This is a genomic window from Elusimicrobiota bacterium (genome assembly GCA_028718185.1).
Taxonomy (GTDB): Bacteria; Elusimicrobiota; UBA8919; order UBA8919; family UBA8919; genus JAQUMH01.
This window is the reverse complement of the sequence record JAQUMH010000004.1, coordinates 68740-80834: the sequence shown is the minus strand read 5'-3', so window position 1 is coordinate 80834 and position 12095 is coordinate 68740. Positions and strand designations below refer to the sequence as shown.

Genomic DNA, 12095 nt, shown 5'->3' with positions numbered 1-12095 from the left:
AGTATCGAGATTGCCACACCCCTACGGGGTTCGCAATGACACCTGAAAGAGAATTCAAAAATTTCAAAATATTTTAATTTAAAAAGATAAGCATTTAGTAAGGAAAAAATAGACAATACCGATAAACAAAAACTTGACAAAAGAAAATATCTTGATATAATTGACCTTAATATTTAAAAATATTCTAGTAGAAAAGATAGAATATGTAACTTAAAAGATAAAAAGTTAAAAATATTTTATTGTAAATCATTAATAAATATAGAGATTTTATGAGATGTCCTGTTTGTTTAAATGAATCAGGTGACAAATTAGTAGAAGAATATTTTGATCCTGTAGGTAAAAAAAAATATAAAATATATTTTTGTCAATTATGCCTGGTCCAATTTTCATGGCCTTTTAATAATCCAGGAAAAGAATGGTATGCTTTGTTTTCTTCTTCCAGGAGCTATTCATATGAATCTAAAAAATTCAATAAATTACTTAAAGCTTCTCTATTAGGTAAAAGTTTGTTGGATATCGGTTGCGGAAACGGTATTTTTGTGAAAAAAGCACAGCAAAAAGGATATGATGCCTTAGGCATAGATTTAAACAAAGAAGCTATTGATGTAGCGAATTCTTTGGGAATTAATAATGTTTGTTGTTCTGATCTTGACGGATTTTTAATTTCAAATAAGAAAAAGTATGATGTAGTTACCATGTTTGATTGCCTTGAACATATGGATGATTTAAACGAGTCGATTGTAAAAATTAAAAACATTTTATCTCCGGAAGGAAGGATTGTTCTTACTGTACCTAATTCGAAAAGACCTATTTTTATAAAAAGAGATTCTTTTGATTATCCGCCGCATCATTTGACAAGGTGGACAAAAGAATCTCTTGAGATATTTTTGCACAGGCATGGATTTAAAGTAGAAGAAATGGATGTATTTGGATTAACAACTTGGGAATTTTCAAGACATTTGGTAGTATGGATTATAGATTTTGCATTAAAAATATTCAAAGTAATTGTTTTTAAAGATTTTAAAAACATGAAAGAAAATAATCTTACAAAATATTTAGAATCAGACAATATTAATAATAAGGGATTAATAGGATTAATATTAAATACGATTAAATCAAGAAAAACAAGAGATTTTATTATCCAGTTATTTCGGCAAACACTTTACATACTGACTTTTCCGTTTTTCTATTTTTTTAAATTATATTATTCTTTAACCATGGCTGAACCGGGAGTCACAATATATGCCGTGGCAAAGAATATTACTTTTAAAAAATAATACTTGTTGATAGATAAACATTTATGGGATTGAGTACCTTGTACCAAAAGAAAGAGTTGATGAAAAAGTATTGTTAAAATTTTATAAAGGAGGATTACATGATAGTAGGTTTACCGAAAGAAATTAAAGATTCAGAGTATCGTGTTGGAATGGTTCCTGCAGGGGTTGAGCAAATAAGGAAATTAGGTCATCGTGTATTGGTAGAGAAATCAGCGGGAATTGGAACAGGTATCAGTGATGCCGAATATAAGGCAGTAGGTGCAGAAATAATATCTGATGCTAAGGTAATATTTGATAAATCAGATATGATAATTAAGGTAAAAGAACCATTACCGACGGAATATAAGTTATTAAAAGAAGGTCAGATAGTTTTTACGTATTTCCATTTTGCTGCTAGTAAAGAATTAACACTTGCAATGATGAATAGAAAAATAGTAGCAATAGCATATGAAACAATAAGAAAAGAAGATGGAGAAACACCATTGTTGGTACCTATGAGTGAAGTAGCAGGCAAAATGTCAATTCAAGAAGGTGCAAAGTTTTTGGAACGTCCAATGATGGGGAGAGGTATTTTGCTTGGAGGAGTTCCAGGAGTAGCACCTGCAAAAGTAGTAATAATCGGTGGCGGTGTGGCAGGTACAAATGCTGCAAAAGTTGCATCCGGATTAGGAGCAAAAGTGTCTATTTTGGATGTAAACCTTTCCAGGTTAAGATATTTGAGTGATGTAATGCTTCCGAACGTGGTATTGTTGTATTCAAACTCTTATACGATAAAAGAAGAAATAAAAGATGCAGATTTAGTTGTTGGTTCAATTTTAATTCCTGGTGCGAAAGCCCCTCGCGTAATAACAAAAAAAATGTTAAAGACAATGAAAAAAGGTAGCGTTATAGTTGATATTGCGATAGACCAGGGCGGATGTACTGAAACAAGTAAACCAACAACACATAAAAATCCTGTATATGTTGTTGATGGTGTTGTTCATTATTGTGTAGCAAACATGCCAGGAGCAGTTGCAGGAACATCTACGTATGCACTTACTAACGCTACAATACCTTATGCATTAGAGATACTCAAGCATGGCTATAAAAAAGCTGCTTTGAACAATAAACCTTTGTCTCTTGGGATAAATATAGTTGATGGTAAAGTTATTTGTAAAGCAGTTGGAGAATCGTTAGGTTTAAAATGTTATAAATTGGAAGAAGTTTTTTAGAATAATAGGAAAGTAACAAAATACCGGACTAAAATATGACTACTGTTGTTAAATGAAAATATGAAAAATGAACCGAATTTTGAAAGATTAAAAAGTACATTATTTTGTCAAGAAACTGATAGTGTCCCGTTAATTGAGCTGGTTATTGATAAAAGTATAAAAGAAAAATTTATGGGAAAACCTGTTGACGGTTTGCAGGGTGAGATAGATTTTAGAAAACAGGCAGGATATGACTATATCTGGCTTTCGGCAGGATTAATTGATCCGGCAGGAACAGTTGAAAAGAAAGGTTTAAGAGAAGAAGGTCATGGAAAATATTTTAATTTAGATGACGATAAAAATTGGGCAGAAGAAGGTATAGGGAAAATTAAGGATTTTAAAGATTTTGAAAAGTATGATTGGATTGACCCCGGGAAAGTAAATTATTCTGACTATAAAAAAACCGCTGAATTGCTTCCACCAGGTATGAATATAATAGGAATTGCAGGAAAGATATTTACATCTACCTGGATGTTAATGGGTTTAAACGGATTTAGTTATGCTTTAATTGAAAATCCCAAATTAGTAGAAGCAATGTTTGAAAGAATAGGTAAAATACAATTTGAAGTATTTAAAAAAATAATTGAATTTCATAAAGTAGGAGCAATTTGGGTAGTTGATGACATAGCATATACTGAAGGATTGATGGTTTCTCCGGAAATATTACAAAAAAATCTTTTTCCATGGTACAAACTGATGGGTAATATATGTCGTGAAAAACGAATTCCGCTTATTTATCATTCAGATGGTAATTTGATGCAGGTTATGGATGATTTATTAGATATCGGAATTAAAGCATTGCATCCTATTGAGCCAAAAGCAATGAATGCAAGAACACTAAAAGAAAAAGTTAAAGGCAGAATATGCTTGCTTGGAAATATTGATTTGGATTTATTAACCAGAGGAACAAAAGATCAAGTCAGAGAGTTAACTAAAAATACAGTCAAAGCTCTTGCCCCCGGTGGTGGTTATTGTGCAGGTTCAAGTAATTCTATCCCGGATTATGTTCCTATAGAAAATTATAAAACTATGATAGAAACCATATATGAATATGGTAAATATCCTTTTAAAAAAACATAGAAATGCTTGATATTAAATTAAGTTATGGAAAAAAAGGCTTAAATGTAAAAATTCCAAAAAGGAATTTATATTCTATATTAAAAATTAATAATACAAAAGTTATTGTTAATCCCGAACAAGAAATAATAAAAAAATTAAAAAAACCAATAGGAACAAAATGTTTTAATGAGCTCTGTAAAAATAAAAAAACATGCTGCATTGTAGTTTCTGATAAAACAAGAGCAGTTCCAAACGAGATATTGTTGAATCCTATCCTGGATATCCTTGATAAAAATAAGATTAGAACTATAATTTTAATTGCCTGCGGGATGCATTCTCCTACGGAAGGAAAAGACCTGATATCTATTTTGGGAAAAAGAATAATTAAAAAGTATAAAATTATTAACCATAACGGACAAAATAAAAATAATTTAGTTTTTCTATTCGATGCAAATAAAAATATTCCCGTTTATATAAACCGTGCTTATGCTGAATCTGATTTTAAAATTATCACTGGATTAGTAGAACCCCATTTTATGGCCGGTTTTTCAGGAGGAAGAAAATCTATTTGTCCTGGAATTGTCGGAATTGAGACAATGAAATATTTTCATAGTCCTGAGATGTTAGAGTCTCCGTTTTCTAAAGTAGGTGTTTTAAAAAACAATCCCTTAAATATATTTGCCAGCAAAGTAGCAATAAAAGCAGGTGTAGATTTTATGATAAATGTTACTTTGAACCAAAAGAAAGAAATAACAAATGTGTTTTGCGGAGATTTAGATAAAGCATATGAAGAAGAAGTAAAAGCATGCGAAAAACAGTCAAGTGTTTTTATTGACAGACCAGTTGATATAGTAATAACTTCTAATGGAGGATATCCTCTTGACAGGGATTTTTATCAGACGGTAAAAGGTATTGTATCGGCATTGGATATCATAAAAAATGGCGGAACAATAATTATTGCGAGCGCTTGTTTGGATGGATTAGGAAGTCCTGCATTCAGAAAACTTCTTTTCGGTATGAGAGATATAAATAATTTTATGAAGATGATTTCTACTGCCGGTTTTTTTAATGTTGATCAATGGGAAGTAGAAGAACTTATAAAGGCATTAAGAAAAGTAAAGAAAGTAAAAGTATATTCAGACGGGCTTACTAATCAGGAAATAAAAAAATCATGGTGCGAACCTGTGAAAGATATTAATAAATCAATTTTAGAAACTATAAAAGAATATGGTAATGATTCGAAAGTTGCGGTTATTCCGGATGGTCCGTACATTCTTGCAAAATTAAATAAAAAAATATATAATTAAACAATTGTATATTAATTTAAAAAGGGGGATTTGTTTATGGCAAAAATGAAGGTTGAGTTTTATGGTCATGTCAGGCAGTATCACGGGATCAAAAAGGAAATAGATGCTGCTATAAGTAGTGTTTTAGAAAGCGGTAAGTATGTTATGGGTCCTGCACTGTCTAAATTTGAAGGTGAACTTGCATCATATTGCGGGACAAAATATGTAGTTGGGCTTAACTCCGGTACAGATGCATTGTGGCTGGTATTACTTGCACTTGGTATCGGCGAAGGTGATGAAGTTATCACTACTTCAAACACTTTTTTTGCAACTGCCGAAGCAATATGGTTTGTAAACGCGAAACCGGTATTTGTGGAAATGGATCCTAAAACATATAATATTGATGTAACAAAAATAGAAGAGAAGATTACATCCAGGACAAAAGCTATTATACCGGTTCATCTTTACGGGCAACCTGCTGATATGAAAGCTATTGCCGGTATTGCTAAAAAGCACAATCTTAAAGTAATTGAAGATAATGCACAGGGACTTGGTTCCAAAGGTGATACTTTCAGAATCGGAGAATTAAGTGATGCTATGTGTACAAGTTTTATCATCCAGAAAAATCTTGGTACTTTCGGAGATGGCGGTGCAGTAGCTACAAATAATCCTCAAATCACTGAACGTATAAAAGCTTTACGCAATCATGGTTCGTTAAAACGTTCTGTTCATAGTATGGGATACAATAGCCGTTTGGATGATATACATGCCGCGGTTCTTAGTGTTAAACTGAAACAATTGGATAAGTGGAGCCAGAAAAGGAGAGAGATTGCTAAACGATATGATTCTGAATTAAAAAATACAGGTTTAGAGCTGCCTTTCTGCAAACCGGGATATAGTCATGTATATCACCTTTATGTAATTCATACTGACAAACGCGATGACTTGCAAAAATATTTAGAAAACGAAGGAATTACTGCACTTACACATTACCCGATTCCGATTCATAAGCAAGAAGGGTATCCATGGGGTAAACACGCAGATATGAACATATCGTTACCTCTTACCGAAAGATCAGCAAACAGGTTGCTTTCCTTACCAATGTTCCCGGAACTTACTGATGATGAAGTTTCTTATACCATAGAGGCCATAAAACGTTGGAGGAAATAATGAGTTTGAAAAAATATACTGTTGCTGTTGTCGGATTAGGAAAACGGGGAAAACACCATATATCTGCATTTTCCAGGAATCCAAGGTTTGAAGTATTAGGTATTTGTGATATTGATTCTGCCCGTGTGGATTCTGTTAAAAAAGAATTTAATGTGCAAAACAGTGACACAGATGCAAAAAAACTTTTAAATAAAATTAAACCTGATATATTTTGTTTTTGTACTTTACCTAATATCCGGTTAGATATGATAAAAATTGGGGTAGAAGCAGGGGTCAAATTGATTGCATACGAGAAACCAATTGCTCTATCTACAAATGAAGCACTTGAGATAATGAACTTGCTAAGAAATGCCAAAGTTAAAAGTGTTGTAAGTCATCAACACAGATATGGCGAGCATTATCGTAAAGTAAACGAAATAATAAGAAGTGGTGCTATAGGCAGGGTTCACACTGTTTATGGAACAGCAACCGGGTGGATGATGCATATGATGACCCATCTTATAGATTATTGTCGTTGGTTTAATGATAATGCAGGAGCAGAATGGGTTATGGGTCAGGCTAGTGGAACAACTAAGTTCAAGGATATACATGTTTCCCCGGATTATATTGCCGGAATTATCCATTTTACTAATGGAGTTCGCGGAATTATTGAATGTGGTGCCGGTGCACCGGATGTTCCAGAGGTTGATTATTGGTGGAGGAAGTGTCGTATCGGGGCTCAAGGTACCGAAGGTTTTGCAGAAGTTTTAACCGGCGGTGGATGGCGTGCTATTACAAAAAATTCAAAAGGTGTAATTTCGGGACCCGGATGCATGAACTATGACCTTGATATGCCGCCGTATATACAAGATATTGCCGAGTGGCTTGATAATGAAAACAAAGTTCATCCTTGCAACGGTGAAAGTGCATATAAAGGATTCGAAATTATGATGGGAGTTTGCCGCTCGGTAATAGAAGGCGGCCAGATAAAACTTCCGCTGAGTCAAGGATATAAAGAACTTGAATCTTTGGCGAAAAAACTGGTTAATACACCAACTTTTTCAACAACAGCCGAAACTGCAAAACAGTATCTGTAAAAAAGTACATAGATGTCCACCCCTCACCTCTTTCCTCTCCCCTGAGGGGAGAGGACGAAAGGTGAGGGGAATATTATAATACTTTTGCATACAGATATGAAGAAAAGGAACAAAACAATATGTCTTACATGCTTGGTGAGATTGAACAACAGCCAGAAGTAATTAGTAACATACTTCAAGAAAATGAGGCTGATGTTGAAGCAATTTGTAGGGAGATAATTAAACGGGATATTCATTTTATTCTTTTTGCTGCCCGTGGTACATCTGATAATGCAGCTGTTTTTGGAAAGTATTTATTTGGTTACATAAATGGAATCGTTGTAGGTCTTGCTGCATCATCACTTTTTACTTTATACAAAAAGAATTTTAACTTAAAAAACGCACTTGTAATAGGGATATCACAATCAGGCGAATCTCCTGATGTTGTTGAAGTTTTGAGACAGGCAAAAAAACAGGGTACTTATTGTGTAGCTATAACCAACCAGAAAAACTCAGAAATTACAAGAAATGCCAATATAAGTCTATATTGCCATGCCGGTAAAGAAAAAAGTGTTCCTGCTACTAAAACATACACAGGAGAGTTAGCTTTGTTATATCTTCTGTCACTCCATCTTGCCGGAAGAAAAAAAGAATTGAAAGAGTTAAATAAAATATCTTACCAAATGATGGAAGTTATTTCCCAAAAAACATATATAAAAGAAAAAGTTGAACAATATAAATATATGAATAAATGTATTGTATTGGGAAGGGGACTAAATTATGCTACAGCTTTAGAAACTGCTTTGAAAATAAAAGAAACCAGTTATCTAGAATCAGAAGCTTTATCAGGTGCAGATTTCCTGCATGGTCCAATTGCTATTATTGATAGAAGTTTTCCGGTAATAATGATTGCTCCACCTGATGCCACATTTCAAAGCATGCTTGAAATAACCGAAAAACTTAAACAGAAACAAGCTGAGAGAATTATTATGTCTTCCGAGGAAAAAATATTAAAGCTTGCAACTTTGCCAATAACTATGCCAAAAATGAATACAATATTAACACCAATAACATATATTATTTCAGGACAACTTTTTGCATACTATCTTTGTCTAAAAAAAGGTTTTAATCCGGACAAACCTCGTGGACTAAATAAAATAACCCAAACGATGTGACGTTGTTTCTCTCCTCTCAAACAGGAAAAATGTAAATAATTCTTATATGGAAAAAGACGGCAAGCAAACTACTACCTTACATATCTTAAAACGGCTTCTAAGTTATCTATTGGCATATCCTTTATATTTGTTTTTCACAATATTACTGCTTATCATGTTTCTTACGATAGAAGTACTTTTGCCTCAAATTTCAGGTAACGCTATTAATGTAATAAGTGACATGGTGAAATTTCACAATAGCAATCCTTCCGTATTAATGAAATTAATTATGCTTTATCTTGTACTTACAATTTTACATACCGCATTGCGTGTTTGTAGAGGAATTTTACATACTAAAATGATACAAAGTGCATTAATGGATATTAGATATGCTTTGTATAACGCTGTCCAGAGACTGTCTTTCACTTTTCATGATAATCGTAGTTCTGGAGAACTCATATCAAGGGTAACTCGTGATATCGGAATGGTGGGAGAGTTGTATGGTACTGCATTAGTCTTTGTGATGGAAATGGTTTTTTATGTTATTGGTTCTATTATTATAATGCTCACAATAAATTACAAACTAACGCTTTTTGCACTCTTGCCTGCTGTGCCTACCGTTTTAATATTATTAAAATCTTCAGGAAAAATGCGTTTACTCTGGAGAAGTGTTCGTGATAAATATAGCGAATTATCTACAGTTATTCAGGAAAACATTGCTGGTATACGTATAGTAAAAGTTTTCGGGAAAGAAGAAACAGAAATCACTAAATTTAATGAAAAATCAAATAGTTTTGTTAAGCATGTTATTAAAGTTATAGATTACTGGTCAGCAAAAATTCCACTGACAGAATTTGTGTTCGGACTAAGTGTTCCAATTGCCCTTGGGTATGGCGGATTTTTAATTATTCACAAACAGCTTAATATAGGAGATATAACAAAATTCGTTCTTTATCTTACCGGTGTAGGTATGAGAATCGGAAGGTTGGGTAGGATTATTAACATCACAAATAATGCTGTTTCAAGCGGTGAAAAAATATTAGAAATATTGGATAAAAAACCAATAATAACAAGTAAAAAGAATGCTGTTAAATTTCCTAGCGGAAAAGTGCAAATAAACTTTAATGAAGTTAATTTTTTTTATACAAGTAAAAAATCCGTCTTAAATAATATTTCTTTAGCAATAGAACCCGGTATTCCTATAGCAATTGTAGGACCAACATCAGCGGGAAAAACAACATTAGTAAATCTCATACCAAAATTTTACAATGTAAACTCTGGTCAGATTACCATTAACGGGATAAATGTTGATGATATAGAACTAAATTCTTTAAGAAAATCTGTAAGCATAGTATTCCAGGAGAGTTTCCTTTTTTCCGATACTGTATCGGAAAATATTTCTTTTGGTGTTAAAAATACAAATCAGAAAGATATTGAATTTTATGCACAGATAGCACAAGCACACGAATTTATTACAATGTTTGAAGATGGATACGATACTATAATTGGTGAACGTGGTGTTACTTTAAGCGGTGGTCAGAGACAGAGAATAGCGTTGGCCCGTGCAATTATCATGAAACCGGCAATATTAATTCTTGATAATGCTACAGCCAGTGTTGATTCCGAAACTGAACGTCATATTTTTGCCGCTCTTGAAAAAGAAGTATTTAAGAATATTACCTCTATTGTTATAACTCATAAATTAAGCTTAATAACTAATTTCCCACAGATTTTTGTAATGGATAGTGGAATAATTGTAGATAAAGGTTCGCATGATGACTTGCTAAGACGGTGTGAGGTTTACAAAAAGATGTACGATATAGAGTCCGGTGAGGAAAACTAATTGGTAAACACATAGTATGTTTTACTGTCATTCCGAGGGAACGAGTGAAAAGAGTGACCATGGGAATCTGAATTTTTATATTAAAAAGGCAAGATTGCCACGCCCTTTTGGGCTCGCAATGACAACTATCCTACGATAGTTTAAGTGGAAACCTATAAATTATGAAATATGATGATTTAGAACATCTTGAACAAAAACAAATTACACCTAAATTGTTAAAAAGACTGCTATGTTATATTTATCCGTACAAAACCCTTGTTACTAAAAATATAATTTTTAATATTTTAACAACGATTACTGCTGTAATGGGACCGCATATAATTAAAATATGTATTGATAAATATATTTCCAATAGCGATGTATCCGGCGTTATGTATATGAGTTTACTTTTTCTTGGTGTTACGCTTTTAAACTGGATTTTTTCTGTTTATCAAACAAGGACCACCATAAATCTCGGACAATATGTTATAAATGATATAAGGATGGAATTGTTTAAACATGTTCAAATTTTATCAATGGCGTTTTTTGACAGGACAAAACAAGGTAGAATAATTGCCAGGTTGGACAATGATATTACTACAATGGAATGGTGTTTAACCTGGGGTATCGGAGTATTAATTAATAGTGTTTTAACGTTATTCGGTGCCATTTATTTTATGAGTAAATATGATTGGAGATTGTGTGTTATAGTAGGGATAATATTACCGCCAATAATAATTGCAACAAATATTTTTCGGATTAAAGGTATGCAAAATTATAGAAGAGTTCAGGAAAGTGCCTCCCGTTTAATAGCTAATTTTGCAGAAACAGTATCAGGAATAAGGATTATTCAGTCTTTTGCACGGGAAGAAGAAAATCTAACGGAATATGAACAAATTAATTTATCTCACGTATCTAATACAGTAGGAGCAGCAAAAGTGTGGTCTACTTACTTTCCTTTTTTAGGTCTTATGGCAGGCATAGGTGTTGCCATAACTTTTCTGTCCGGTTATAAACTTGTAATAAACAATGAATTAAAGATAGGAGAACTAAGTGCTTATATATTATATATCGGTATGTTTTTTGGACCTATATATATGATGAGTGAACTTTATAATTCATTACTTTCTACTTCTGCAGCTGCAGAAAAAATATTTAATTTGTTAGATACCAAGCCTGAAATTAAAGATGTACCGCAACCGATAGTCTTACCTAATATTAAAGGCGAAGTCGTTTTTCAAAATGTATTTTTAAAATATAAAGATTCAAAAGATAGCCATTGGATATTAAAAGATATTAATTTTACTGCTAAACCAGGTGAAACTATTGCGTTAGTCGGACAGACTGGTGCAGGAAAAACCTCAATAGTAAGTCTTATAGCAAGATTATACGAACCTCAAAAAGGTAAGATACTTCTTGACGGCATTGATATGTCAAAAATATCCCTAAAATATCTGCATAGTCATATGGCTATTGTTTTACAAGAAAATTTTTTGTTTTCCGGCACAATAATGTCTAACATAAAATACGCCAGACCGGAAGCTACTGATGAAGAAGTTATAAATGCCTCAAAATTCATAGGTGCAGATAAATTTATTATAAAAAATCCGGATGGGTATAACACTGAAGTTAAAGAACGTGGAATTGGATTAAGTCTTGGGGAGCGACAGTTAATATGTTTTACAAGGGCATTGATATCAAATCCAAACATACTTATTTTAGATGAAGCAACAAGCTCTGTTGATGCGCATACCGAACATATTCTTCAGAACGCTCTTCAGAAATTATTAGCAGATAGAACATCATTTGTTATAGCACAGAGACTTTCTACTGTCCGAAAAGCCAGTCAGGTATTAGTTGTAAAAGACGGTATGATTGTGGAGAGAGGGACTCATCATAGTTTGCTTAAGCAATCCGGTGTTTATACTCAAATGTATAAAGAATTCATGCGGAAATAGTGACCTTTAGTCCGAAGTCCAATGTCTGATGTTAGATGTCATATTAAATATATTATTTCTTATT

The 12095-nt window shown here is 32.9% G+C and carries 9 protein-coding genes; all 9 read left to right on the top strand.

Features of this window, described 5'->3' with window-relative positions; genetic code table 11:
- Positions 1 to 269 precede the first annotated feature (269 nt).
- The 9 genes from PHE88_06990 (at position 270) to PHE88_06950 (ending at position 12031) form a co-directional block, all read left to right on the top strand.
- Positions 270 to 1277 (top strand): class I SAM-dependent methyltransferase, encoded by a 1008-nt coding sequence (locus tag PHE88_06990; protein MDD5687561.1) that lies wholly within the window; start codon positions 270 to 272, stop codon positions 1275 to 1277.
- Between the two features lie 98 nt (positions 1278 to 1375).
- Positions 1376 to 2488 (top strand): alanine dehydrogenase, encoded by a 1113-nt coding sequence (gene ald, locus PHE88_06985; GenBank protein ID MDD5687560.1) that lies wholly within the window; start codon positions 1376 to 1378, stop codon positions 2486 to 2488.
- Between the two features lie 60 nt (positions 2489 to 2548).
- Entirely contained in the window at positions 2549 to 3607 is a 1059-nt protein-coding gene (locus tag PHE88_06980; GenBank protein MDD5687559.1) for a uroporphyrinogen decarboxylase family protein, read from the top strand.
- Between the two features lie 2 nt (positions 3608 to 3609).
- Positions 3610 to 4893: a nickel-dependent lactate racemase gene (gene larA, locus PHE88_06975; GenBank protein ID MDD5687558.1), complete on the top strand. Its 1284-nt coding sequence runs from the start codon at positions 3610 to 3612 to the stop codon at positions 4891 to 4893.
- A gap of 45 nt (positions 4894 to 4938) precedes the next feature.
- The gene (locus PHE88_06970) at positions 4939 to 6042 is read left to right on the top strand and encodes a DegT/DnrJ/EryC1/StrS family aminotransferase (protein ID MDD5687557.1); all 1104 of its coding nucleotides are present in this window, start codon (positions 4939 to 4941) and stop codon (positions 6040 to 6042) included.
- Entirely contained in the window at positions 6042 to 7118 is a 1077-nt protein-coding gene (locus PHE88_06965) for a Gfo/Idh/MocA family oxidoreductase (protein MDD5687556.1), read from the top strand. The genes PHE88_06970 and PHE88_06965 overlap by 1 nt, the downstream gene beginning before the upstream one ends.
- Before the next feature lie 119 nt (positions 7119 to 7237).
- Positions 7238 to 8272 (top strand): SIS domain-containing protein, encoded by a 1035-nt coding sequence (locus PHE88_06960; GenBank protein ID MDD5687555.1) that lies wholly within the window; start codon positions 7238 to 7240, stop codon positions 8270 to 8272.
- 46 nt (positions 8273 to 8318) lie between these two features.
- The gene (locus tag PHE88_06955) at positions 8319 to 10094 is read left to right on the top strand and encodes an ABC transporter ATP-binding protein (GenBank protein MDD5687554.1); all 1776 of its coding nucleotides are present in this window, start codon (positions 8319 to 8321) and stop codon (positions 10092 to 10094) included.
- Positions 10095 to 10255: 161 nt separating this feature from the next.
- Positions 10256 to 12031: an ABC transporter ATP-binding protein gene (locus PHE88_06950; protein ID MDD5687553.1), complete on the top strand. Its 1776-nt coding sequence runs from the start codon at positions 10256 to 10258 to the stop codon at positions 12029 to 12031.
- The last annotated feature ends 64 nt before the right edge of the window (positions 12032 to 12095 follow it).

What these genes read in the sequence shown, in the direction of transcription:
- PHE88_06990 (MDD5687561.1), top strand. Translation starts at nt 270, where the DNA reads ATGAGATGTCCTGTTTGTTTAAATGAATCAGGTGACAAATTAGTAGAA.
- ald (MDD5687560.1), top strand. Translation starts at nt 1,376, where the DNA reads ATGATAGTAGGTTTACCGAAAGAAATTAAAGATTCAGAGTATCGTGTT.
- PHE88_06980 (MDD5687559.1), top strand. Translation starts at nt 2,549, where the DNA reads ATGAAAAATGAACCGAATTTTGAAAGATTAAAAAGTACATTATTTTGT.
- larA (MDD5687558.1), top strand. Translation starts at nt 3,610, where the DNA reads ATGCTTGATATTAAATTAAGTTATGGAAAAAAAGGCTTAAATGTAAAA.
- PHE88_06970 (MDD5687557.1), top strand. Translation starts at nt 4,939, where the DNA reads ATGAAGGTTGAGTTTTATGGTCATGTCAGGCAGTATCACGGGATCAAA.
- PHE88_06965 (MDD5687556.1), top strand. Translation starts at nt 6,042, where the DNA reads ATGAGTTTGAAAAAATATACTGTTGCTGTTGTCGGATTAGGAAAACGG.
- PHE88_06960 (MDD5687555.1), top strand. Translation starts at nt 7,238, where the DNA reads ATGTCTTACATGCTTGGTGAGATTGAACAACAGCCAGAAGTAATTAGT.
- PHE88_06955 (MDD5687554.1), top strand. Translation starts at nt 8,319, where the DNA reads ATGGAAAAAGACGGCAAGCAAACTACTACCTTACATATCTTAAAACGG.
- PHE88_06950 (MDD5687553.1), top strand. Translation starts at nt 10,256, where the DNA reads ATGAAATATGATGATTTAGAACATCTTGAACAAAAACAAATTACACCT.